The organism is Priestia sp. FSL W8-0524 (assembly GCF_038005965.1).
Classification (GTDB): Bacteria; Bacillota; Bacilli; order Bacillales; family Bacillaceae_H; genus Priestia; species Priestia zanthoxyli.
In genome coordinates, this window is the sequence record NZ_JBBOUG010000001.1 from 102,010 (window position 1) to 125,024 (window position 23,015).

Below are 23,015 nucleotides of genomic sequence, written 5' to 3' on the forward strand. Positions count from 1 at the left end.
GGATACTAAGTTGACGATTGAACCTGTTTCATTACCTTCTTTCGAAGAAGGTAAATAAATGAAAGTCATCTTTCTTGTTGACAAAGCATCCAACTGGTATTAGAATAAACAACTATTCGACAGTCATTATCTTGATCGGAAAATTTAATACGTAGAAAGCTATGATTGCTATGGATCACACTATAGCAGGAGCAGCTTCTGGAGAGATCGCGATAGTTTCGCGACGCCGAAGGGTTCACAATCTCAGGCAAAAGGACAGAAGAGTACCGGATATTTATTTGGCATGTTACTAATTGGTAGCATGTACCATAATATTTGTTATTCTTATGACCATGAGATTGGAGCGCATCCAATCTCTTTTTTTATTGGACTTTATTTTGTAGTCCGCACGATCGCATCAAAGGTTTTATTGTTAGGAGGAGTTAGAGTTGGAACAACGAGAATTAAAGAGGGATTTATCCAATCGTCATGTTCAGCTAATCGCGATTGGAGGAACCATTGGGACAGGATTATTTTTAGGTTCTGGTAAAGCCATACAGCTTGCAGGTCCCTCTATCATCTTTGCTTATTTAATTGTGGGTATTGCGCTTTTCTTTGTGATGAGAGCGCTAGGAGAACTACTGCTGTCTAAAGCAGGTTATCAATCGTTAACAGATATTGCTGAAGAGTATCTTGGACCATGGGCTTCATTTGTCACAGGGTGGACGTACTGGTTTTGCTGGATCATGACAGCTATGGCTGATGTGATTGCCGTTGGCGTATATGTGAAATATTGGTTCAATATTCCTCAGTGGATTCCTGCACTTATTTGTGTAATCATTTTATTAGGACTTAACTTATTAACCGTAAAATTATTTGGAGAATTAGAGTTTTGGTTTGCTTTAATAAAGGTTATTACGATTCTTGCGTTAATTGTTATTGGCGTTATTTTACTGGTAATCGGATTTAAAACAGATGCAGGATCCGTTACGGTTCAAAATCTTTGGAATCATGGAGGACTGTTTCCAAACGGTGTTTCAGGTTTCTTACTTTCATTCCAAATGGTTATTTTCGCATACGTCGGGGTTGAATTGGTAGGGGTATCGGCAGCGGAAACATCAAATCCCCAAAAAAATATTCCATCGGCCATTAATAAAATTCCGCTGCGAATCTTATTTTTCTATGTTGGAGCGCTTATCGTCCTTTTATTTATTAACCCGTGGATGGAATTGAATGCAGCAGAAAGCCCATTTGTTAAAACCTTTAGTTTAGTCGGAATTCCGCTTGCTGCTGGAATTATTAATTTTGTTGTATTAACTTCAGCCGCTTCTGCTTGTAATAGCGGAATGTTTTCAACAAGCCGTATCTTATATAACTTAAGTAAAAATGACCAAGGGCCATCTACGTTTGCAAAACTGAACAAAAACCACGTACCAAGCAACGGATTGTTTGTATCTACGCTGGTTATCTCGGCGGGAGCTTTGCTAAGCAAACTGATACCAGATCAAGCTTTTGGCATCGTAACAACCATCAGCGCTATTTGTTTCATTTGGGTGTGGAGTATCATTTTGATTTGCCATCTAAGATATAAAAAAACGCGTCCGCAGCTGCATGCAGCATCAACATTCAAAGCACCGTTAACACCATTTATAAACTATGTTGTGCTAGCGTTGTTTGCAGTGATTCTTATTATTATGCTGTTTTCTGATGCGACGCGCCCAGCCTTATTGTTGACACCCGTTTGGTTTATTCTCTTATTTGGTTTTTACGGGGCTAGAAGGAAGAAGAAATAGTAAATGGGTGACCTCATCATTTCGTGATGGGGTCTTTTTATTGGAAGATAAATAATTGATTTCTACTGTATGAAGAAAATGCAGTAAGCAAAGTTTATATAAGAACCCTAAAAAAGTTTTAGCAGAAAATACAGTGAAAAAGCTCATAGTTTTCTGATAGTAATGTAGAACCAAATGCTTTTCTTCTATGTCTAAAGGTGGAATTCTATCATTTACATGGAAAAGTTTTCATTTTGCAGTACAATGGAGGTAGACTTCATTGAATTAAGGTGAACAAACATGAAATGGTTTAAATCTCATACGTTTTGGAAAATCTTCACGATTAATGTGCTTCTTATTTGTACCGTACTGACGCTAATGTTTATAGTTTCAAGAGTGATGCTGCCTAATATTTCTCAAGATCAATATCGACAGGTAACTGATAAAACCGTCAAGAGAATGAAAGAGCAAATTAACATCGTTATTAAAGATATTTGGAGCTTGGGCGACGAGGTACAGCAAGATCCTATTTTTTTATCAGATGATGAACAAGAGATAGACAAAGAACTGCAGAAAATAGTTAATATTTCACCGTATATCGATAGCGGAACCATTTTTAATACAAAAGGGTATGTGGAGCATTATTACCCAGATGATTTAAAGAGTATGAAGCACGTGAACTTAAGTAAAAGAAAATATTTTCAAGAAGCGCTGCGAACTAAAAAAATATATTTAAGCGATGTCGTTTCAGCAGACACAAAGCATTACATTGTGGTGATGGCAATTCCTATTTTGGATGAGCAGCAAAATGTAAAAAAAGTTATAAATTTAGCGCTGCGCATTGAAGAAAATAAAAGCTTTCAATCCATTTTTCAAACGTTCGATATAGGAGAAAACGGCTATACGTTTATTGTAGACCGCAATGGTAGAATTATTTCACACCCTGAGAAACAGAGAATCGGTGAAAATGCCAGGGAAAATGAAATCGTTCAGGAAACGATGAATCATAAATCAGGATATCAGCGCGTTGTGAACACCGAAGGTAAGTACTTCTTTGCGTCATTTGAATATATTCCTGTTTTGGATTGGGGAATTGTCGCTGAATTACCCGTTGAAGAAATTTACAGGCCTTATGAAACGTTTGAAAAAACGCTTTGGACCGTTTCAGGTATTACAATTTTACTGCTTTCTTTTTTTACTGCGTTATATGCAAGGCAAATTGTGAATCCTATTCGTAAACTATATGAATTGGCGGGACAAGTAGCGCGCGGGAATTTTAATCAAAAAATTCCGGAACGAGAAATTGAGCGGGGGGAAATCGGTACTTTATCTAAACAGTTTAATGAAATGATTAGCTATATACGCCATTCTAAAGCAAATTTACAGCAAAAAGAAAATCAGCTGCAGGAACAAAAAACGTTTTTAAGACAAGTCATTGACATTAATCCAAGCTATATTTATGCCATTAATCAAAAAAGGGAGTTCATTCTTGTTAATGAATCTTTTGCGATGCTGCTAGGTGAAAAATCTGATGACTTGATTGGACAACCAATTGATAAATATCAATTCAACCTTCAATCAGATCTTTTATATAAAGGGACGTTTTCAAACTGTACGCAAAACGGGATGGTATTAGAAGAACAGTTTAAAGATTCGAAAGGAAACCGGCGCTGGGTCGAAACAGCAAAACTTCCTATTATGAATGAAAAACAGGAAGTGATTCAAATGCTGTGCGTATCGACAGATATTACGGAGCGTAAAAAAGCAGAAGAGAAGCTTAGAACTTCTGAGAAGCTTGCCGTTGTAGGAGAACTTGCAGCTGGAGTTGCTCACGAGATCAAAAATCCTTTGACTTCTTTAAAAGGTTTTGTTCACTTATTAAAAGAACAAAATCCCAAAGATGCTTTGTATATAGATATCATGGAAACTGAATTAGAACGAATGAATGGAATCGTAGAAGAATTTTTGATGTTAGGAAAACCTCAGGTTATGAATGTTGAACCCTTAAATATGCAAGCGCTTGTTCAAGAAGTGTGCTCGCTTCTTGAACCTGAAGCAGTAGAAAAAAAGGTAGCTTTCATATTTGAAAGGGATGAGCAATTACCGCAGGTATATGGAGATAAAAATCAGTTAAAACAAGTATTTATTAATATTATTAAAAACTCTATCGAAGCAATGCCTGAAGGAGGGGGTATTCATATTACGATTAAAGCAAAAGAAAACCACCTTTGGCTGCAGCTTGCTGATGAAGGGCAAGGTATTCCTCCTGAACGGTTAGCGAAGATAGGTGAGCCTTTTTATAGTACAAAAGAAAAAGGTACAGGTTTAGGGCTAATGGTCAGCTATCGGATTATTAAAGCTCACCATGCGCAGATGACATTTTCTAGTCAGTTAAATCAAGGAACAAGTGTGGATATATTGTTTCCAATCATAAAAAAGTAGGGGAAGTTCCCCTACTTTTTATTATTATACTTATAATATATCAAAAGCTTTCATGTTACTGAAACAAACGAAAGTGCTAAAGAAGATATCCACAGGTTAACAAGAAGTTAACTGCTTAATTGTATAGGATATTCACAACTTTATCCACATTATTCACATTTTTTCAGAAAATTTACATAAAAATTACCCACTGTCATTTCAAGTTATGAAAGCGGTAATATACATATCTGATAAAGTTATGCACATTATCCACATAATTGTGGGTAAACTTTGTGGATATAGTAAAATATTAAAAAATCGTAAATCATACGCATGAAATCTTCGCGTTATTATCTTTACATAATATAAAACGTCCTTCCGATACACAGTGTACAGAAAGGACGTTGGGATGATCAAGCGTTGGATAGAGATGTTTTGCCTCACTTATTTTTTCGTGTAGCCGCCTGCACGGTCTGCTTTTTTAAACTCGCGGCCGTAATAGATTTCTTGAGCGCTACTTAACGTATTTTTTGCGTTTTCTTTTCGTTTTTTTTCAGACATAAAAAAACCTCCAATTAACGTTTTTCGATCATGCTACTTATTTTTTCCAGAATCTCTCGTTTTTAATCATAAAAAAAGCTCTCCGTGTAACGGAGAGACTCTTACGCTTCTTTAAGCTGGTGATCTTCTTGAACGTCTTGTTCGTGACGCAGGTAGTATAATGTATACAAGTCTTTTGGAATTTCGTATAAATCATATACGTCTTCATGTTGATTAATTTCATCGTATAAAGCTTTGTGTGTTTCATTCGCAAGTACTGCATAAGGCAGTTTTTCGGCAGCCTTAATAGACCTGATGTTGATTTTGCGGATTCGCATAAAAATTCGCTCTATATTTAACTCAAAGAACAGTTCATTAAAGAACGCTTCTTTTGCAATTTGATTATATCCTTTTCCATGAAACGGTTTGCCAAGCCAAGTGCCTAAAAAACCAGCTTGATCCTGTACATCAAATAAATTAATGGTGCCGATAGGGTTACCCCATTCATCTAAAATCGTGCGAGAAATAATTTCTCCATGATCTTCTGCTTCCATCGTTTGTTTAGTCACAAATAAAAATTCTTCATAGGAATGGGCTTTATGACGAACAAAAGGGAAGACATCAGGATGTACCATGAGTTCGTATAGAGATTGACAGTCATTTAGGTCACGTTTTTTTAACATAACTTTTCCCTCCTGATCGAGGGTATATACAGACTCCAATCAAGTCCCCACCCTCGAAATTTTTTAATAATTAAAAAAATTTCGGGGTGGGAATCGAACCCACTAGAACCAGTTACCTGGTGGCGCACCATTTGCCTTCCCATTACAAGTCAACAAACATAAAAAGTCAACGTGTGATGTTTATGCTTTTGTGAAATTCACATGCTTCTAAACGTATCATACTAAAAAAAATAAAAAAAGAAAATAGGTAAAATGTTAATTTTTTTTAAATAATATTTTACCATCTATCATGGTGAAAATAGGCTTTGCTAAGTAGTGAAAGGGATGATGGCTCCATAGCACTAAATCAGCGTCTTTTCCTGCTTCGATACTGCCGATTCGATGATCAATACGGAGATTCCGAGCAGCAGTAATCGTGATGCCTTCTAATGCTTTTTGCTCTTCGAGTCCTTCACGTACGGCAATGGATGCGCAAATATTTAAATACTGAATAGGCGTATAAGGATGGTCCGTTGTAATGGAAACTTCTACTCCTTCATTGCAAAGAGCTTGATAGGTTTTCCACGTTTTATTCTTAAGTTCAACCTTTGAGCGGCGTGTTAAAGTTGGACCTACGCTCACTTTTAAATTTCTTCCACCCAGCTCTTTAGCAATTAAATGGCCTTCTGTACAGTGCTCAATACGGACGTCTAAATGAAATTCATCTGCTAAGCGAAGAGCTGATAGAATATCATCGGCTCTATGAGCATGAATCCGAACTGGAATTTCTCTATTCAGTGCTTGAGTGAGAGGTTTGATGCGCAAATCATCTTTGTTGTCACTGCTTGCTGCGTGATAAAAGGCTTCTCGCAGCATCCCCATAATACCCATTCGCGTAATCGATTCTTTATTGCCGTGGCTGTGAATTCGTTTTGGATTTTCTCCTAGCGCAATCTTAAGTCCAGCTGTCTCTTGAATTAACATTTGAGAAATGCTTGTTCCAGCTGTTTTAATAACGGAAGTTGTGCCTCCAATCACATTTGCACTTCCTGGCATAATGTGTACAGACGTAATACCCGCTTCAATGGCATCTTTAAACCCAGGATCTAAAGGATGTACACTGTCAAAAGCTCGGATATGTGGAGTCATAGGTTCAATGGTTTCGTTAGCATCATTCCCGGCCCAGCCGGTTCCTTCATCATATAATCCTAGATGTGTATGAACATCAATAAATCCAGGGAATAAATAACGCTGTTTGCAGTCAATGACTTCTACTCGAAGAGGTGGCTGCAAGTTTGGCCCAATTAAAACAATTTTTCCATCTTGAATGAGCACATCACTATTATAAATAGGTTTTGACGTAATAGGATAGAGCGTTGCATTTTTTAAGAGAATGGTTTTCATAAAGTTACTCCTATCTATCGGCAGCTTAGTCACCTGTTTTAGGGAAATAACAGAAAATAACTAGAGTAAATCTCGCAATGCATCTTCTAATACAGTATATGTAAAAATGTAATTCTGTTGAATCAATTTTTCAGGTAAAACGCGCTGTCCCTTTAAAATAATCATACTCATTTCTCCCATCAGCAGCTGAAGGCCAAAGCTAGGTACGGGCATCCAATGAGGACGATTCAACACTTTTCCAATCGTCTTTCCAAACTCTTTCATTTGAACGGGATTTGGGGCAGTGACGTTAACAGCTCCCTCTATTTGTTCGGTATGAATACAGTAATCAATGATCTTCACGACGTCTTGAAGATGCACCCAAGACATCCACTGTTCTCCGGAACCGACTGTTCCTCCTGCAAATAATTTATAAGGAAGGGCCGTAGAAGGAAGTGCTCCGCCATCTTTCCCTAATATAACGCCGAATCTTGTTAAGACAGTACGAATATTGAGTTCCATGGCTTTTAGCGCTTCATTTTCCCACTTTTTTACCGTTTCAGCCAAAAAGTCTGTCCCGATCGATGGAGAAGCTTCTGTGAACGTTTCTTTCGTTGATGTCCCGTAATAACCAACGGCGCTTGCATTTACATAAAGTGACGGTTTTTCGGGTAAAGAAGCCATAATGCGAAGAATTTCTTGAGTAGAAGAAAGGCGACTTTCCACGATGGCTTTTTTGCGTTCGTCCGTCCAGCGGCCGCTGTTAAGTGAAACGCCAGCTAAATTGATAAAAACGTCTGCTCCTTCTACATGCTCTTCAGGTTGGCTGTTTTCTTGCATCCACTCTACATATTTAAGTTTCGGATCTCTTGCAGCTTTATCTGCATTGCGTGTTAAAATATATACATAATGTTTTTGTGTTAAAAAATGTTTTGTTAAAGCTTTACCTACGAATCCAGTTCCTCCAGCAATAACAATTTTCATACGAATTTCCTCCTTTATTGAGATAAATAAAAACGTGTATGATACGTTTGGCGGTTCTTCAGCCATCAATTTAAATAAGAAATATGAGGTGAAGGTTAATGCCTGTTGTCACAAAGATCACAACGCAAAAGAATAGCGGTGAACGTTATAATGTGTATTTAGATTACGGTAAAGGTGAAGAGTTTGGCTTTGGTGTTGACGAAAATGTCCTCATCAAATATGACTTAAAAAAAGGTCGTGAGCTTGATGAATTTGAATTAACGGAAATTCAGTACGCAGATGATGAGAAAAAAGCTTATAATTTAGCGATCACTTACTTATCTTATCGAATGCGCTCTGAAAAAGAGGTACACGATTATTTAAAGAAAAAAGAAATTAACTCTACTATTATTCAACAAGTTATTCAGAAACTAGTCAGCCACCGTTATTTAAATGATGAAGAGTTTGCCAAAGCATTTGTGTTAACTCAGATGAACACAACACCAAAAGGACCAAATGTGATTCAAAGAGAATTAAAAGAAAAGGGGATTTCTGATTCCATTATTACCCTTAGTTTATGTGAATACCCTGAAGAACAGCAAATTCAAACTGCTGTAAAATTAATTGAAAAGTTAAAAGGGAAATATAAAAAATTATCTCAAGTAATGATGAAACAAAAAATGGAACAAGCATTGGCAGTGAAGGGCTATTCGTTTTCTGTTATTCAAGAAGCATTTCAGCGAACGGATACAGAAAAAGAAAGCGATGAGGTTTGGGAAGCTCTGCAATATCAAGGAATGAAAGCTCATCGTCGTTTTTCAAAGTATGAAGGCTGGGAATATCAGCAAAAAATGAAGCAGGCTCTTTATAGAAAAGGATTCTCCATTGAACAAATTCAATCATTTTTAGATTCTATTGAAGAGGAATAGAGCGGGGAAAAAAGTATGTTAGTTGAAGGAAGATCCGAACGATGAATCGAGATTCTTGATAGAGAATCCAACTCGTTCGGATTTTTTTATTGTGATGCTTCAATCTTTTTAAAACAAAATATCTTCTGAGTCATTCTGCTGTTTATAAATAATCTCAGCGATTTCTGAAGCTGAGCGCAAGCGGCTTTTATCTTTAATGTGGTTGTTGTGATCCCAAAAAGGAGTATTCATGCCTCCCATATAAGCTGCCGTCACATGAAGGTTGGTATCTTGGTACTCCACTTTTAAACTTTCTGTAAATCCCCTTACGCCAAATTTACTTGCCACATAGACGCTTTCATTGGCTTTCCCTCGAAGTCCTGCAGTTGAAATGATATTCATAACTTTAGGTTCAGGTCTCGTCAAGAGATGAGGCATAAGCGCTTGCGTTAGAAAAATAGTTCCTTTTACATTTGTATCGATGACTTCATCGATTGCTTGTTTTGTATAATCTGTCAAAGGACCAAAATGTCCAATGCCTGCGTTGTTGATAAGGATATCTACTGAATGCTGCATCAGCAGTTTTTCTACAGATTTTCCTACTTCTTCATACTGTGTAATATCTACAGACATCGTATATACGTTTTCTCCTAGCTCATGCTGCGCCTCAGTTAATTTCTGTTGATTGCGTCCAGCTAGAATGACGTTGCAGTCTTTTGCGTAAAGTTTTGCGAGTTCTTTTCCAAGACCCGTCGCACCGCCTGTGATTAGCACTGTTTTCATTCCCAAAACTCCCTTTTCATAGTCTCCCTTTAGTTATACCTTTTGTTATAATAAAATGAAAGCAAACAAGGGGGAAAACAGCATGTCTGAAAAACGTTACAGTGATATGACGACGTATGAACTTCAACAAGAAATTGGGTCTCTTCAAGAAAAAGCACGAAAAGCTGAACAGCTTGGCATGGTCAATGAGTATGCAGTATTAGAAAGAAAAGTAACAATGGCTAGATCGTACTTATTGGATCCTGAAACGTTTCAAGCAGGGGAAGTATATGAAATTCAAGGAGATCCGGGTTCATATTTTAAAATTGATTATATGAACGGAGTTTTTGCATGGGGGTTTAGACTTGGCTCACCGCAAAACGAAGAGGCATTGCCTATTTCCATGTTGAAAAAATAAAGGGACGAACAAGCAGCACGAAGTGTGCTGCTTGTTTGATATCTATATTCGCTTTACTTTTAAACAAATAAGCAAAGCAAGCGGTTATTCTTCGCGCTCATTAGAAGCATGCATACGTTCTTGCGGATGCGTATTGATCGTTCCATTTGCACGTTTTGAAGCGTATTCTGCTTTTGCTCGAGGTTCGCCTTCAAACTTAGTATGATGTTGGTTTGTAAAATCTTTTGCTTTATTGCGCATCGATACCTCTCCTTTTACAACAGAAAGCGTTGCGGTTATGATATAGTACATGAGGGAGTGAATAACTCCGCATTTATAGTGTAAGTTAAAAGTGCAAACATACTCATAAAGAATTTTGGTAATCGAGGTGTTCTTATGAACGATATATTCGAAAGATTAACGAATCAGCTATTAAGCAAAAATAGTTCGCTTTCATACGCTCAAGCCCGTACATGGGTCGAACTTTTCTGGGAAGATTTTGAGTCATCTTACGCAAAAGCAGGATATGATTATAAAGGGAAAGAAGCGACGGAAAAGGTTGTTACGATGTACATCAACAGCTACGGTGACAAACTTCATGAAATCGCGGTTAAAAACCCTAAATATCAGCATTTATTAAATAACGATGACTATTTAAAACATTAAATAAAAACGAACCGTCTTCTCAAGACGGTTCGTTTTTGGGTTTCATATTTGTTCTTGTTATGATTAGTGCGGGAGGTAATCAAGCTTTTTACGCAATTTTTTCTCACTGAAAATCCAACCAGTGTACGAACAAATAATATTTAAATCGTAATCAAGCTGGACCACGGCTACAAATGGATAGTAGTCTTTGCTGCGGTAGCGTAAATCAATAAAGCGCACTTCAATGTGGTCGTTATATTCGTCCAGTTCCCATCTATAAATAGGTGAAAAGGAAAGAAAAGCAGATAAATTTTCATCTTTTTTCGCTACTTCAATTACGGCCGATTCAGGAATTGGAACTTTATCAAACGTATCATAAATAAAAATTTCTTCTCCGATTGCTCTTCCTACATGAAAGTACTTTTCAGTCGTCACGGCTAAGTGCCAGTGAGTGAAACGCAGCGTAGGAGAGATATTGAGCTTGATAACATCAGGAAACTGTTTTCGAAGCTTTTTGGCGATTTGGTGGCGCATATAAAAGCGCAGTCCATAGTAAAACGCCAATAACACATATAGCGTAATGAATGTTGGTCCTGGCTCTGCTCCAATAAACCAGATTAAAATTGCGAGCACGTGGGCTGAGAAAATCACGTAATCAAACGTGTTGATTACGCCAAGAGCAATCCATTTATTTGTGAAAGGCCGTAAAGCCTGCGTGCCATAAGCGTTAAAGATATCAACAAAAACGTGAATAATGACGCCTGCAAAGGTCCACATCCATAGGTGCAGCAAGTTAGCTCCTGGCAGCAGAAGCGAAAGAATGAACACGATAAGCAAAGGCCATAAAATAACAGCCGGGATAGAATGTGTAATTCCACGGTGATTGCGGATATACTGTGCATTATTTCGCAGCTTTAAAACAGTGTCTAAATCAGGTGCTAATGACCCGGCCATTACGCCAATCATCACAGCATCCATTGTGGCTGTATTCGCAGATACAGTGGGGTCTAATGTTGCAAGGCCGCCCAGAGCGATTCCCATTGCAATGTGTGTACCAGTATCCAGAGCGAACTCCTCCTTTGTAAGATGATGACGATCTTAGATTATTCTAATTCAGCATGAAAGCTTGATTTAAAGCAAAAAATCTCATTTTATTATTAACGCAGCAAATCGGCTGTTTTTATTCATTATTTGAACAATTCATTTTACTATTCATATTTGTAGTTGTTATAAGGTTATCATAAAGTTACTAAGATTCAAAAAGCAACACATTGTATATGTATAGTTAATACCTCGGAGGCTATGACGTGAAACAAAGTAAAGATATTGTACAAAATTTTGATATTCAAGCATTTCAAAATGACTTAATCTCTTGGTTTGAGCAGGAACAGCGCATTTTACCTTGGCGTCAAGATCAGGATCCTTATAAGGTGTGGGTATCTGAAATTATGCTTCAACAAACGAGAGTAGATACGGTCATTCCTTATTTTAATAATTTTATTAGCAAATTTCCCACTATCAAAGACTTAGCTTATGCGAATGAAGATGATGTGTTAAAAGCGTGGGAAGGATTAGGCTATTATTCTCGTGCCCGTAATTTGCAAACTGCGGTTCGAGAAGTTCACGAACAATACGGGGGAGAAGTTCCAAATACGCCAGCAGAAATCTCCAAACTAAAAGGAGTGGGTCCTTATACAACAGGGGCCATTTTAAGTATTGCATACGGAGTGCCGCAGCCTGCTGTAGATGGAAATGTCATGCGTGTGCTATCGCGCATTTTATCCGTTTGGGATGATATTGCAAAACCGAAAACAAGAAAGTTGTTTGAAGAAATCGTGCATGAAATTATTTCAACAGATAATCCTTCCTATTTCAATCAAGGTATGATGGAACTTGGTGCCATTGTCTGTACACCAACTTCTCCTTCCTGTTTGTTATGTCCAGTTCGCGAACACTGCCGCGCTTTTGAAGAAGGAGTGCAGAATGAGCTTCCCGTTAAATCAAAGAAAAAAGCGCCGCGTGCTCTTCAGCTTGCTGCAGCGGTGATTAAAGACGGTGAAGGAAATTATCTAATTCATAAGCGTCCAAGCAAAGGACTTTTAGCTAATCTATGGGAATTTCCAAATATAGAAGTAGATCTTAGTATAGCGCCAGATCATCAGCAGCTTCAGGCATTTATTCAAAACGAGTACGGAGCTGATATTAAAATTCATGCGCCGTTTACCACAATTCAGCACGTGTTTTCTCATATCGTCTGGAACATCACAGTATATGAAGCAGAGCTTGCAAGTGATATCAGTGCATTAAAAAATTTGAAAGTAGTTTCTGAAAAAGACTTAGAACAATATGCATTTCCGGTTTCCCATCAAAAAATCTTAAAAGAATATTTGCTTGTTAAATAAAAGAAGCGTGGATAAACTCCGCGCTTCTTTTTATTTAATCATATGATACGTGCGTGCCGTGTGTATAATCTGCTTCGTGGCGCTGTAACCCGCCTCGTGCTTCAATTTCTTTAATAATTTGCTGATGAATACTTTGTCCTTCAGCATTTAAATACGGCGTCATTTGCTGTAAAGAGTGATGGAAAAACGCAAGCTCGCTGTCTTTCCACTCGCTTTTAGAAATCATTGAAAGAGCCGTCATGTCTCGACCTACATACATTCTATTCACCTCGTTCATTTTATCAAGTTTTATCTATTTTCCCTATATTACTTGTTTCTTATGCGATAAAATCAGTACAATGTAAAGATAATATGATACATAAGGGAGATGACATCATGTCACAAAAGGTAGCACTAGTTACGGGAAGCAGCAGAGGTATTGGTAAAGAGATTGCCTTACGTCTTGCTAAAGAAGGATACGATATTGTATTAAACTATGCACGAAGCAAAAGTGCAGCGCAGGAAGTAGCCGAAGAAATCAAAGCATTAGGCAGAGAAGCATTAGTTGTTAAAGCAAACGTAGGAAAAGTAGAGAAAATTAAAGAAATGTTTGAGCAAATTGATGACGCATTCGGTCGCTTAGACGTATTTGTAAGTAATGCAGCTTCAGGAGTTTTACGTCCTATTATGGAATTAGAAGAAACTCACTGGAATTGGACAATGGACATCAATAGCAAAGGATATTTATTCTGTGCACAAGAAGCGGCTAAACGTATGGAAAAAGTAGGCGGAGGAAAGATTGTTACCATCAGTTCGCTCGGTTCTATTCGCTATTTGGAAAATTATACAACAGTAGGCGTGTCAAAAGCTGCTGTAGAAGCATTGACCCGCTATTTAGCAGTAGAGCTTGCTCCAAAAAATATTGTGGTAAATGCTGTATCTGGAGGTGCTGTGGATACAGAAGCATTAAAGCACTTCCCAAATCGTGATGAACTGTTAGATGATGCGCGCAAACATACTCCAGCTGGTCGTATGGTGGAGCCAAAAGACATGGTAGATGCAGTGATGTTCTTAGTCTCCGATCAAGCAAATATGATTTGCGGTCAAACGCTTATTATTGACGGAGGGCGTTCACTTTTAATGTAAGGTAAATGTATTTTGTGCTTGCGCTTTAAAATACTGAAAAAAGTTTGCATACCCTATTTACCTCCCGGGCATATTAATTTTCGTGGAGGTGATTACAATGGCAAAACAAACTAACAAAACAGCATCTGGTACAAGCACACAACACGTGAAAAACCAAAATGCTCAAGCATCTAAAAACAACTTCGGTACTGAATTTGGTAGCGAAACAAATGTACAAGAAGTGAAGCAACAAAATGCACAAGCAGCGGCAAACAAAAGCCAAAATGCTCAAGCATCTAAAAACAACTTCGGTACTGAATTTGCTAGCGAAACAAGTGCTCAAGAAGTGAGACAACAAAACGCACAAGCTGAAGCAAAGAAAAACCAAAACGCTGGTAAATACCAAGGTTAATATCAAAAGCGAACTTAACGTCTTTCAAACGGCGATGTTAAGTTCGCTTTTTCTTATATAAAAAGCAACAAAGTATGACAAAACTTCTTGAAACTTTACACAACTCGTCAAAGGAATCTGTCTCACCTAAACAGAATGTTAACAGAAGTGCCGCGTGTATGGTTAAAGCAAATAGGGAGGAGCTATCGTATGAAAAAATTTGATCAGCTAGTGACTCAACAATTGGAGACCATGGATCAACTTCTGTTTTTGCAGTCTGAGATTGAGCGCTGTCAGGAAATCGAAGGTGAACTAGTAAAACTTCATGAAGAAGCAAAACTTCATTCTGTGCAAGATGAAATTAGTGAAATGAAGCTAAAATTAAAAGAGATTCAATTGACGTTTGAAGCACAAACCGAAGACATTATTCGTACATATAAAAGTGAAGGGGCTTGCTCTACACTTGCTTAATGAACATTGATGTGTCACTTCCTCTCTTTTTTAAGGCTGCTAAGCAAAGGAAAAGTAGGGGGAGTGACTTTTTTGAACTCAAGAAGGTTAGCACATTTGTGTTAAAATGAGAGAGAAACCGTTATAATAAACATAAGACAAATGGAGACGTTATATGAATTTTTTTAAGTGCTAAAATGAAAGTAGGTATTGGAGATGGGAATTCCGGTGGAAGGAGAAACAATTCAAATACACAGCTACAAGCATAATGGACATATTCATCGCGTGTGGGATCGGACAACCGTATTAAAAGCAACCAATAACTTAGTGATTGGAGGAAATGATCGTACAGTCGTTACAGAATCAGATGGACGAACATGGGTCACAAGAGAGCCGGCAATTTGTTATTTTCATGCTCAGCAGTGGTTTAACGTTATTGGGATGATCCGTGAAGATGGAATTTATTATTACTGCAATATCAGTTCGCCGTTCATTTATGATGACAATGAAGCGCTCAAATATATTGATTATGATTTAGATATTAAAGTCTATCCAGATATGACATACACCCTTCTTGATGAAGATGAATATGAGAAGCATCGAAAAGAAATGAATTATCCAGAAGTGATTGACCGTATTTTACATAATCACGTCGAGGAGTTAAAAGGTTGGATTCGACAGCGAAAAGGCCCGTTTGCTCCAGATTTCATTGACATTTGGTATGAACGTTTTTTAACATATCGGCATTCTTGATGAATGAGCTAGAGAACATTATGTTAGGCCGTCTAAAGCTGACTGTTTGATATAATGTTCTTTTTGGCGTTATGGTCGCCATCTTTTAGAAGAGATAAAAGCACTAAAAAATCGACGCGTGTACATATACTAAGGAAGCTTGCCCTCATAGATAGAAAGGGGAGATTTTATGGGAAGTATAAGACGCTACATGAAGTTTGTACAGCCATACAAATGGCAAATTGTCGGCACTGTCTTAATTGGTATTATTAAATTTGCTATTCCTTTATTAATTCCGCTGCTTTTGAAATATGTTTTGGACGATATCGTAAATGGACATGGCATGTCTTCCTCTGAAAAAGTTCATAAAATGGTGACGATTATGGGGATTTCGTTTGTTATATTTTTAGTGTTAAGACCTCCCATTGAATATTACAGGCAGTATTATGCTCAGTGGGTATCGAGCAAAGTATTATATGATATTCGGGATCAGCTGTTTAGCCATATTCAAAAGCTTAGCTTGCGTTACTATGCAAACACGCGAGCGGGTGAAGTGATTTCACGAGTCATTAATGATGTAGAGCAAACAAAAAACTTTGTTATCACAGGCTTAATGAACGTATGGCTTGATATGATGACGATTGTAATAGCCATTTTGATTATGTTTACGATGAATGTACCTTTAACACTGGTATCGATTATTTTGCTGCCGGTTTATGCGTTCTCTGTAAAATATTTTTACAGTCGTCTGCGCCATTTAACGCGAGTCCGTTCGCAGGCTTTAGCCGAAGTACAGGGTCACTTGCATGAAAGGGTTCAAGGAATCTCTGTTATTCGCAGCTTTGCTATTGAGCCTCATGAGCAGAAACAATTTGATAAGCAAAATTCAAATTTTCTACAAAAAGCAATCAATCATACGAATTGGAATGCCAAAACATTTGCAGTAGTGAACACCATTACCGATTTGGCACCTTTAATCGTGATTACATTTGCTGGATATCAAGTCATCACAGAAAGTCTTAGCGTAGGAACGATGGTAGCATTTGTGGCCTATATTGACCGCTTGTATAATCCGCTTCGCCGCTTGGTCAATTCATCGACTACGCTCACGCAGTCTGTTGCATCTATGGACCGGGTGTTTGAGTTCATTGATGAAGAATACGATATTACAGACAAGAAAGATGCAAAAGAATGTACTGAGCTTCATGGAAAGGTGCAGTTTGAGCACGTTTCATTTGCTTATGAAGAAGAAGAAAAACCTGTGATTCATGATATTAATTTAGATGTAGAAAAAGGAAAATCCGTTGCGTTTGTTGGAATGAGCGGAGGAGGGAAATCCACGCTTATCAGCTTAATTCCGCGCTTTTATGATGTGACAGAGGGGAAAATTCTCATTGATGACATTGATATCAAAACCTATAAAGTACGCAGCCTGCGAGATAAGATTGGAATCGTCCTGCAGGATACGGTGTTGTTTAGTGACACGGTTAAAAACAATATACTGCTTGGAAAGCCAGGAGCGACAGATGAAGAAGTAATTGCTGCGGCAAAAGCCGCAAATGCCCACGATTTTATTATGAATTTGCCCGAAGGATATGATACAAAAGTGGGAGAGCGGGGAATGAAGCTATCAGGGGGACAGAAGCAGCGTATTTCCATTTCGCGCGTATTTTTAAAAAATCCAGCTATTCTTATTTTTGATGAAGCCACTTCAGCTCTAGATTTGGAAAGTGAGCACTATATTCAAGAAGCATTAGCTGAACTAGCAAAAGACCGTACGACTTTCATTGTAGCCCACCGTTTATCTACAATTACTCATGTTGATGAAATTGTACTTTTAGAAAATGGAAGAGTAGTCGAACGAGGTTCTCATGAGGAGTTAATTAAGAAAAAAGGTCATTACTATCAGCTCTTTAACGTTCAGCAGCTTGATACAATTTAAAAACACCACCTATTGTCTAACAATAGGTGGTGTTTTTAATCTTCTTGTCGCTGATGATTAATATCAAATGAGTTAGCATCCTTGTGATAGTTTTGGAACGTATCAATCAGCTTATCAAGATGCTCTAACTCTTCACTATACTCAATGATGACAGAAATTAAAGGGAAGATATGATAAATAACCTTATTCTCTTCATCATTATCGTATATTTTGTACTGCATAAATTTATCGATTAAAGCTCGTTTTCCAACGCAGGCTTCGTTTGGTACAGTAGTGGTTGGCTGTACGCGTAATTTCCCAATGAATTTTAATAATACTTGCTCATGATACATTAACAGGCACTCAACTTCAGATTTGATTAAATCTTGAAATTGCTGCGGCATGACTTGAAGATCATTTTCCACTCGGTGAAGTAGTTTCAAGGTTGTAAGAGCTCGTGTTGTTACGGTAATCATTTGACGAAATAAAACGAGCTTGCGTGACTTAACAAAACGTTTTTTGGTTGAATAAGTGCGTTCTTCTTTGTAAAAATCAAAGATTTGATTCATTTTAGCCACATTGTCTTTCATTTTTTCAATGTCTTCTTTTAACAATGTGTGCTCAGATGCGTGATAAAGATTCATGCGAATCCATTTAATAATTTCTTCCGTTGTGCTTACAATTTTATAATACAATCTTGTTTCATACTTTGGCGGAATAAAAATAAGATTGACAATAAATGCTGAGAATACCCCAAGTAACACTGTACCAAAGCGTATAAGTGCATATTCAACGAAATTATCTCCTGGATTTTCCATGATTGCAATTACTGTCACAAGCGCAAGCCCAATTGTATTATTAATACGTAATTTTAAGTTGACTGCAATGACAACAACAGCGGTAAAACCAATAATGATGGGATGGGTACCAAAAATAAGTCCAAAACAAACTGCAGAAGCAGCTCCAATCACATTCGCCTGTATTTGCTCCAATATCGTTAAATAAGATCTGTAAATAGACGGTTGAATTGCAAAAACTGCCGCAATTGCCGCAAATATTGGAGATGGTAAACTTAGAAATTCACCTAATAACAATGAAAGTGTAATGGCAATTCCCGTTTTTAAGATGCGGGCACCAAGTTTCATGTGCGTTCGTAGTTCCTTTCTGTAAAAAAGTTTTTTCGTTATGAAGAATGTTCCCCAAAACAAATGATAAATTGCAAAAATCAATCCTTCTTTATTACATAACCTGTTGGAAATAATATAAACAATAACATACTATACAAGGTTTAAGAATGGATATCAAGAGAAAACAAGCAGAAAAATAAGGGTATTTCTCGGGATTTTTCGACAGGATGACAAAAAGGAGATGACGCGTAAGAAATGGTTATGAAAGGTGGGAATGTTCTATAAGGAAACCCGAAGGCAAGATAAAAAAGCACTCATTTTCAAACGAGTGCTTTAGAGTAAAAATTAGCGTTCTTCACTTAACTGTTTAAATGCTTTTTCTACAGCTTCTAAAGTGTCGGTAATATCTTTTTCTGTATGAGCTGTAGTAAGGAACCATGCTTCATATTTCGAAGGAGCTAAGTTGACGCCTTGGTGGAGCATTAGTTTAAAGAAGCGTGCGAATAATTCGCCGTCTGTATTTTCTGCTTGTTCATAGTTTTTAACCGTTTCTGTTGTAAAGTAGAGAGTAAGAGCGCCTTTTAATCGATTGATCGTAATAGGCATGTTATATGTACGAGCATGTTTTAAAATACCTTCTTCGAGCATCGCCCCTAGCTTATCTAGCTGTTCATAAACACCTTCTTGCTTTAGTACTTCCAGGCAAGCAATCCCAGAAAGAATAGACGCTGGGTTTCCTGCCATTGTACCTGCTTGATAAGCCGGTCCAAGCGGCGCCACTTTTTCCATGATTTCTTTTTTACCGCCGTAGGCTCCGATTGGAAGACCTCCGCCGATGATTTTTCCAAATGCAGTCAGATCAGGTTTTACACCAAGTAAATCTTGAGCTCCGCCGTACATAAAGCGAAATGCTGTAATAACTTCATCATAAATAACAAGTGCTCCAGCTTCGTGAGTTAATTCGTTAACTTGTTCTAAAAAGCCAGGTTCTGGCTCAACAATTCCGAAGTTTCCAACGATTGGTTCTACTAAAACAGCTGCAATTTGATCGCCCCATTTTTCTAATGCTTCCTTGTAAGGCTCAATATCGTTAAAAGGAACTGTGATGACTTCATTAGCGATACTTTTTGGTACACCTGCAGAGTCAGGAGTTCCGAGCGTAGAAGGGCCAGATCCAGCTGCTACCAATACAAGGTCGGAATGGCCGTGATAGCAACCTGCAAATTTAATGATTTTATCGCGTCCAGTATAAGCGCGTGCTACACGGATTGTTGTCATAACTGCTTCTGTTCCAGAGTTGACGAAGCGCACTTTATCTAATGCGGGCATCGCTTCTTTGAGCATTTTAGCAAATGTGACTTCATGAGCAGTGGGCGTACCGTAAAGAACACCAGTTTCAGCTGCTTTTGTAATAGCTTTCGTGATATGAGGATGAGCGTGTCCTGTAATAATAGGGCCGTAAGCTGCTAAATAATCAATATATTTATTTCCATCGACGTCCCAGAAATAAGCTCCGCTTGCCTTTTCCATTGCAACAGGTGCTCCGCCTCCTACGGCTTTATATGAACGTGAAGGGCTGTTAACGCCGCCTACAATATGTTCGAGCGCTTCAGCGTGTAATTGTTCTGATTTTGTAAATTGCATGTTATGCCTCCTAATGAAAAGTTCAACTTCTTTATTCTATCAAACTTATTTGTTTCTTGAAAAACATTCGAGAACGTGTATGATAGAAATTTGTGAGCTAACTGCTAGAAAATAGTTCCTCATCTCGCAGAGGAGTTGCTAGCAAGGGCGCCGGAAACAATAAAAGAAACCACTAATACGTCGACGTAACGGAGGGAATACAATGAAAAATGCTATTGAGGTGAATCAACTTCGGAAAGAATTTAAAGCCTATTCTAGCCGCTCTGGCCTTAAAGGGGCATTCCGGGATTTATTTACCCGTAATTATAGAGTTATGAAAGCTGTGAATGATATTTCGTTTACCGTAAAACAAGGGGAAATGGTAGGTTATATAGGAGAAAACGGAGCGGGGAAATCGACCACAATCAAAATGCTGACAGGAATCTTAACTCCTACTTCAGGCGAGATTACCGTAAATGGAATGAACCCTCATAAAGAAAGGGAGAAGTTTGCCCAAACGATTGGAGTTGTTTTTGGTCAACGCTCTCAGCTGTGGTGGGATATTGCCGTACAAGAATCTTTTCGCTTGTTAAAAAAAGTATACAAAGTGTCAGATGAAGATTATAACGCTCATATGGAACATGTTATTCAAACGTTAGATATTGGACCGCTGCTAGATAAGCCGGTGCGAAAGCTTTCTCTAGGTCAAAGAATGCGCTGTGAGCTGGCTGCTGCTCTTATTCATAATCCGCCGCTTCTATTTTTAGATGAACCGACGATCGGTTTAGATGTGCTGGTTAAATTAAAAATCCGCCAATTTTTAAAAGAAATTAATGAAAAATATAATACGACGATTTTGCTTACGACACATGATTTAGCAGATATTGAAGCTTTATGTGAACGCGTTGTAATGCTCGATGAAGGCAGTATTATTTATGACGGATCACTGCAAAAGCTGCGTTCGAATTGGGGAGACCTTAAACAAGTCACGTTTGAATTTGGAACCGCGCCAAATAAAGAGCAGTTGAAGCTATTGACGCAAGGGATGCCCGTTAACTGGATTGAAGGTGATCAAAAATATTTGTGGACAGCGCAGCTTCAAAATAAAGGAGACTTAATGTCACAGCTGATTGCTAAAGTGGTGGCAAAGCACGAAATCAGTGATATTAACATTGAAGAAATTTCAACGGAAGAAATCATCCGCAACATTTATGAAGAAGGTGTTGTGAATGGATAAATATATAGAGATGATACGCATTCGCTTTTTAATGATGCTGGCGTATCGGACGAATTATTACAGCGGAATATTGATTTATGCGATTAATATTGGTGCTTACTACTTTTTATGGTCCGCTATTTATGGAGGAAAAGAGAATATTCAAGGGTTATCCATTACCCAAATGACAACGTATGTAGCCGTTTCATGGATGGCAAGAGCCTTTTATTTTAATAACATTGACCGTGAAATGGCAATGGAAATTAAAGATGGCAAGGTGGCAGTAGAGTTAATTAAGCCTTATAGCTACCTTGGTATGAAAACAATGCAAGGACTGGGAGAAGGGATTTTTCGGCTGCTGTTTTTCTCAGTGCCCGGTATGATTATTGTCGCGTTTTTATTTCCAGTACAGTTTTCAGCCAATGCCGCAACATGGCTTTATTTTGGACTGTCTTTAATTTTTAGTTTCATTATTAATACACAAATTAATTTATTAACGGGTATTACGACTTTCTTTCTCTTTAACAATGACGGACTCATTCGAGCGAAGCGCGTTGTTATTGATTTGTTTTCAGGACTTCTTCTGCCCATCAGTTTCTATCCTTTATGGGCGCAACATATTATGAGCTATTTCCCTTTTCAGGCCATTAGTTATATTCCGAGCATGATTTTCACAAATGGATTTAAAGGGCAGGAAGTAATAAATGCTCTTATTACACAAGCAGTTTGGTCAGGGCTTCTATTTATTCCTATTGCGTGTTTGTGGAACATAGCGAAGAAAAAAATGGTTATTCAAGGAGGGTAGTCTATGAAAATGTTTTATTTTTCGATTTTCTTTCAGTACATTAGTCAATATATGAAAACAAGGCTTCAGTATCGCACCGATATGGTAGTTGAAATCATTTCAGACTTATTGTTTCAAACAGTTAATTTGATTTTTATTTTAGTTGTATTTGGCCATACTCAGTCGCTGCACGGATGGTCACGAGAGGAAATTATCTTTATTTATGGTTTCTTTTTGGTCCCTTTTGCTATTTTTTCGTCTTTCTTTAACATTTGGGATTTCAACGAGCGCTACATTGTCAAAGGTGAAATGGACCGAATTTTAACGCGGCCGATTCACAGTTTGTTTCAAGTTATTTTAGAGCGGATGGAACTGGAATCATTGTTTGGTGGTATCACAGGGATTGCCGTAATGGCTTACGCTGCGTCTTCTTTACACCTTCATTTCCAGTGGTATGATGTTTTTATTTTTCTATTGTTTATTTTAGGAGGAGCGCTTGTATACGCAGGAATTTTCATCGCCTTAGCAAGCATAGGCTTCTGGTCGGATGCCAGAACCTCTATTATGCCTACTATTTATAATATTGGAAACTACGGAAGGTATCCTGTAGATATTTATAACAATGTCATCCGATATGTTTTAACGTGGATTCTTCCTTTTGCATTTGTAGGCGTATATCCAGCTGCTTATTTCTTAGGAAGGTCAGAATGGTACGGATATGCATTTTTAACCCCGGTGATGGGAATCGTCTTTTTTGTAATCTCTATTTTCTTATGGAATACAGGTGTCAAAAAATACAGAGGAGCAGGCAATTAAATGCCTGCTCTTTTTCG

At 37.8% G+C, this 23,015-nt stretch carries 24 protein-coding genes and 1 riboswitch; of the genes, 14 read left to right on the forward strand and 10 right to left on the reverse strand.

Annotated elements, in window-relative coordinates; genetic code table 11:
- Positions 1 to 188 precede the first annotated feature (188 nt).
- Positions 189 to 269, forward strand: a riboswitch (glycine riboswitch).
- A gap of 159 nt (positions 270 to 428) precedes the next feature.
- Both NST66_RS00485 and NST66_RS00490 read left to right on the forward strand, forming a co-directional pair.
- Positions 429 to 1,772 (forward strand): amino acid permease, encoded by a 1,344-nt coding sequence (locus tag NST66_RS00485; protein WP_028412440.1) that lies wholly within the window; start codon positions 429 to 431, stop codon positions 1,770 to 1,772.
- A 279-nt stretch (positions 1,773 to 2,051) separates the two neighbouring features.
- Positions 2,052 to 4,193, forward strand: coding sequence for a PAS domain-containing sensor histidine kinase (locus tag NST66_RS00490; RefSeq protein WP_049162785.1), 2,142 nt, complete (start codon positions 2,052 to 2,054; stop codon positions 4,191 to 4,193).
- Between the two features lie 423 nt (positions 4,194 to 4,616).
- Here the strand turns inward: NST66_RS00490 and NST66_RS00495 are convergent, their stop codons facing one another.
- From NST66_RS00495 to NST66_RS00510, 4 genes are all read right to left on the reverse strand, one after another.
- Positions 4,617 to 4,733 (reverse strand): YfhE family protein, encoded by a 117-nt coding sequence (locus tag NST66_RS00495; RefSeq protein ID WP_013055148.1) that lies wholly within the window; start codon positions 4,731 to 4,733, stop codon positions 4,617 to 4,619.
- A gap of 101 nt (positions 4,734 to 4,834) precedes the next feature.
- Positions 4,835 to 5,395, reverse strand: a complete 561-nt coding sequence (locus tag NST66_RS00500) for a GNAT family N-acetyltransferase (protein ID WP_013055149.1) — start codon at positions 5,393 to 5,395, stop codon at positions 4,835 to 4,837.
- A 255-nt stretch (positions 5,396 to 5,650) separates the two neighbouring features.
- Positions 5,651 to 6,778, reverse strand: coding sequence for an amidohydrolase (locus NST66_RS00505; RefSeq protein ID WP_033580772.1), 1,128 nt, complete (start codon positions 6,776 to 6,778; stop codon positions 5,651 to 5,653).
- A 60-nt stretch (positions 6,779 to 6,838) separates the two neighbouring features.
- Positions 6,839 to 7,741 (reverse strand): TIGR01777 family oxidoreductase, encoded by a 903-nt coding sequence (locus NST66_RS00510; RefSeq protein WP_028412437.1) that lies wholly within the window; start codon positions 7,739 to 7,741, stop codon positions 6,839 to 6,841.
- 98 nt (positions 7,742 to 7,839) lie between these two features.
- Here NST66_RS00510 and recX point away from each other — a divergent pair, with 98 nt between their 5' ends.
- Complete coding sequence (gene recX / locus NST66_RS00515) at positions 7,840 to 8,649, forward strand: recombination regulator RecX (protein WP_028412436.1); 810 nt, start codon at positions 7,840 to 7,842, stop codon at positions 8,647 to 8,649.
- Positions 8,650 to 8,757: 108 nt separating this feature from the next.
- Here the strand turns inward: recX and NST66_RS00520 are convergent, their stop codons facing one another.
- Positions 8,758 to 9,411, reverse strand: coding sequence for an SDR family NAD(P)-dependent oxidoreductase (locus NST66_RS00520; RefSeq protein ID WP_028412435.1), 654 nt, complete (start codon positions 9,409 to 9,411; stop codon positions 8,758 to 8,760).
- 82 nt (positions 9,412 to 9,493) lie between these two features.
- Between NST66_RS00520 and NST66_RS00525 the strand changes: the two genes are divergently transcribed.
- A complete protein-coding gene (locus NST66_RS00525) occupies positions 9,494 to 9,808 on the forward strand; it encodes a YfhH family protein (protein ID WP_028412434.1) in 315 nt (104 codons plus the stop codon).
- Between the two features lie 84 nt (positions 9,809 to 9,892).
- Here the strand turns inward: NST66_RS00525 and NST66_RS00530 are convergent, their stop codons facing one another.
- Entirely contained in the window at positions 9,893 to 10,048 is a 156-nt protein-coding gene (locus tag NST66_RS00530; protein ID WP_028412433.1) for a small, acid-soluble spore protein K, read from the reverse strand.
- Between the two features lie 135 nt (positions 10,049 to 10,183).
- On the opposite strand from NST66_RS00530, the gene NST66_RS00535 reads away from it, so the two are divergent.
- Complete coding sequence (locus tag NST66_RS00535) at positions 10,184 to 10,453, forward strand: YfhJ family protein (protein WP_028412432.1); 270 nt, start codon at positions 10,184 to 10,186, stop codon at positions 10,451 to 10,453.
- 63 nt (positions 10,454 to 10,516) lie between these two features.
- On the opposite strand, the gene NST66_RS00540 is transcribed toward NST66_RS00535, so the two are convergent.
- Positions 10,517 to 11,497: a metal-dependent hydrolase gene (locus NST66_RS00540; RefSeq protein ID WP_028412431.1), complete on the reverse strand. Its 981-nt coding sequence runs from the start codon at positions 11,495 to 11,497 to the stop codon at positions 10,517 to 10,519.
- 242 nt (positions 11,498 to 11,739) lie between these two features.
- Here NST66_RS00540 and mutY point away from each other — a divergent pair, with 242 nt between their 5' ends.
- Positions 11,740 to 12,834 carry an A/G-specific adenine glycosylase gene (mutY, locus tag NST66_RS00545; RefSeq protein WP_028412430.1) on the forward strand — a complete coding sequence of 365 codons (1,095 nt, stop codon included), beginning with the start codon at positions 11,740 to 11,742 and terminating at the stop codon, positions 12,832 to 12,834.
- Between the two features lie 34 nt (positions 12,835 to 12,868).
- On the opposite strand, the gene NST66_RS00550 is transcribed toward mutY, so the two are convergent.
- Positions 12,869 to 13,093, reverse strand: a complete 225-nt coding sequence (locus NST66_RS00550) for a hypothetical protein (RefSeq protein ID WP_014461827.1) — start codon at positions 13,091 to 13,093, stop codon at positions 12,869 to 12,871.
- 116 nt (positions 13,094 to 13,209) lie between these two features.
- Here NST66_RS00550 and fabL point away from each other — a divergent pair, with 116 nt between their 5' ends.
- The 5 genes from fabL (at position 13,210) to NST66_RS00575 (ending at position 17,453) form a co-directional block, all read left to right on the forward strand.
- The gene (gene fabL, locus NST66_RS00555) at positions 13,210 to 13,959 is read left to right on the forward strand and encodes an enoyl-[acyl-carrier-protein] reductase FabL (protein WP_028412429.1); all 750 of its coding nucleotides are present in this window, start codon (positions 13,210 to 13,212) and stop codon (positions 13,957 to 13,959) included.
- Positions 13,960 to 14,056: 97 nt separating this feature from the next.
- On the forward strand, positions 14,057 to 14,350 hold the full coding sequence (locus NST66_RS00560; protein WP_028412428.1) for a gamma-type small acid-soluble spore protein: 294 nt from the start codon (positions 14,057 to 14,059) through the stop codon (positions 14,348 to 14,350).
- Positions 14,351 to 14,539: 189 nt separating this feature from the next.
- Positions 14,540 to 14,800, forward strand: a complete 261-nt coding sequence (locus NST66_RS00565) for a YgaB family protein (protein WP_014461824.1) — start codon at positions 14,540 to 14,542, stop codon at positions 14,798 to 14,800.
- A 195-nt stretch (positions 14,801 to 14,995) separates the two neighbouring features.
- The gene (gene ntdP, locus NST66_RS00570; RefSeq protein ID WP_013055163.1) at positions 14,996 to 15,532 is read left to right on the forward strand and encodes a nucleoside tri-diphosphate phosphatase; all 537 of its coding nucleotides are present in this window, start codon (positions 14,996 to 14,998) and stop codon (positions 15,530 to 15,532) included.
- A gap of 169 nt (positions 15,533 to 15,701) precedes the next feature.
- Entirely contained in the window at positions 15,702 to 17,453 is a 1,752-nt protein-coding gene (locus tag NST66_RS00575) for an ABC transporter ATP-binding protein (RefSeq protein ID WP_049162789.1), read from the forward strand.
- A 35-nt stretch (positions 17,454 to 17,488) separates the two neighbouring features.
- Here the strand turns inward: NST66_RS00575 and NST66_RS00580 are convergent, their stop codons facing one another.
- Both NST66_RS00580 and NST66_RS00585 read right to left on the reverse strand, forming a co-directional pair.
- Entirely contained in the window at positions 17,489 to 18,577 is a 1,089-nt protein-coding gene (locus tag NST66_RS00580) for an FUSC family protein (protein ID WP_013081550.1), read from the reverse strand.
- 327 nt (positions 18,578 to 18,904) lie between these two features.
- Positions 18,905 to 20,203 (reverse strand): glutamate-1-semialdehyde 2,1-aminomutase, encoded by a 1,299-nt coding sequence (locus tag NST66_RS00585; protein ID WP_028412426.1) that lies wholly within the window; start codon positions 20,201 to 20,203, stop codon positions 18,905 to 18,907.
- A 202-nt stretch (positions 20,204 to 20,405) separates the two neighbouring features.
- Between NST66_RS00585 and NST66_RS00590 the strand changes: the two genes are divergently transcribed.
- Genes NST66_RS00590 through NST66_RS00600 form a run of 3 tightly spaced genes read left to right on the forward strand, consistent with a single transcriptional unit; the run spans position 20,406 to position 22,998 of the window.
- The gene (locus NST66_RS00590) at positions 20,406 to 21,419 is read left to right on the forward strand and encodes an ABC transporter ATP-binding protein (protein ID WP_047751720.1); all 1,014 of its coding nucleotides are present in this window, start codon (positions 20,406 to 20,408) and stop codon (positions 21,417 to 21,419) included.
- Complete coding sequence (locus NST66_RS00595; protein ID WP_013055168.1) at positions 21,412 to 22,203, forward strand: ABC transporter permease; 792 nt, start codon at positions 21,412 to 21,414, stop codon at positions 22,201 to 22,203. The genes NST66_RS00590 and NST66_RS00595 overlap by 8 nt, the downstream gene beginning before the upstream one ends.
- A 9-nt stretch (positions 22,204 to 22,212) precedes the next feature.
- Entirely contained in the window at positions 22,213 to 22,998 is a 786-nt protein-coding gene (locus tag NST66_RS00600; RefSeq protein ID WP_013055169.1) for an ABC transporter permease, read from the forward strand.
- The last annotated feature ends 17 nt before the right edge of the window (positions 22,999 to 23,015 follow it).

Excerpts from the sequence above, each read along its gene's own strand:
- NST66_RS00490 (WP_049162785.1), top strand. The coding sequence starts at position 2,052 with ATGAAATGGTTTAAATCTCATACGTTTTGGAAAATCTTCACGATTAAT.
- NST66_RS00495 (WP_013055148.1), bottom strand. The coding sequence starts at position 4,733 with ATGTCTGAAAAAAAACGAAAAGAAAACGCAAAAAATACGTTAAGTAGC.
- NST66_RS00500 (WP_013055149.1), bottom strand. The coding sequence starts at position 5,395 with ATGTTAAAAAAACGTGACCTAAATGACTGTCAATCTCTATACGAACTC.
- NST66_RS00505 (WP_033580772.1), bottom strand. The coding sequence starts at position 6,778 with ATGAAAACCATTCTCTTAAAAAATGCAACGCTCTATCCTATTACGTCA.
- NST66_RS00510 (WP_028412437.1), bottom strand. The coding sequence starts at position 7,741 with ATGAAAATTGTTATTGCTGGAGGAACTGGATTCGTAGGTAAAGCTTTA.
- recX (WP_028412436.1), top strand. The coding sequence starts at position 7,840 with ATGCCTGTTGTCACAAAGATCACAACGCAAAAGAATAGCGGTGAACGT.
- NST66_RS00520 (WP_028412435.1), bottom strand. The coding sequence starts at position 9,411 with ATGAAAACAGTGCTAATCACAGGCGGTGCGACGGGTCTTGGAAAAGAA.
- NST66_RS00525 (WP_028412434.1), top strand. The coding sequence starts at position 9,494 with ATGTCTGAAAAACGTTACAGTGATATGACGACGTATGAACTTCAACAA.
- NST66_RS00530 (WP_028412433.1), bottom strand. The coding sequence starts at position 10,048 with ATGCGCAATAAAGCAAAAGATTTTACAAACCAACATCATACTAAGTTT.
- NST66_RS00535 (WP_028412432.1), top strand. The coding sequence starts at position 10,184 with ATGAACGATATATTCGAAAGATTAACGAATCAGCTATTAAGCAAAAAT.
- NST66_RS00550 (WP_014461827.1), bottom strand. The coding sequence starts at position 13,093 with ATGTATGTAGGTCGAGACATGACGGCTCTTTCAATGATTTCTAAAAGC.
- fabL (WP_028412429.1), top strand. The coding sequence starts at position 13,210 with ATGTCACAAAAGGTAGCACTAGTTACGGGAAGCAGCAGAGGTATTGGT.
- NST66_RS00560 (WP_028412428.1), top strand. The coding sequence starts at position 14,057 with ATGGCAAAACAAACTAACAAAACAGCATCTGGTACAAGCACACAACAC.
- NST66_RS00565 (WP_014461824.1), top strand. The coding sequence starts at position 14,540 with ATGAAAAAATTTGATCAGCTAGTGACTCAACAATTGGAGACCATGGAT.
- ntdP (WP_013055163.1), top strand. The coding sequence starts at position 14,996 with ATGGGAATTCCGGTGGAAGGAGAAACAATTCAAATACACAGCTACAAG.
- NST66_RS00575 (WP_049162789.1), top strand. The coding sequence starts at position 15,702 with ATGGGAAGTATAAGACGCTACATGAAGTTTGTACAGCCATACAAATGG.
- NST66_RS00580 (WP_013081550.1), bottom strand. The coding sequence starts at position 18,577 with ATGAAACTTGGTGCCCGCATCTTAAAAACGGGAATTGCCATTACACTT.
- NST66_RS00585 (WP_028412426.1), bottom strand. The coding sequence starts at position 20,203 with ATGCAATTTACAAAATCAGAACAATTACACGCTGAAGCGCTCGAACAT.
- NST66_RS00590 (WP_047751720.1), top strand. The coding sequence starts at position 20,406 with ATGAAAAATGCTATTGAGGTGAATCAACTTCGGAAAGAATTTAAAGCC.
- NST66_RS00595 (WP_013055168.1), top strand. The coding sequence starts at position 21,412 with ATGGATAAATATATAGAGATGATACGCATTCGCTTTTTAATGATGCTG.
- NST66_RS00600 (WP_013055169.1), top strand. The coding sequence starts at position 22,213 with ATGTTTTATTTTTCGATTTTCTTTCAGTACATTAGTCAATATATGAAA.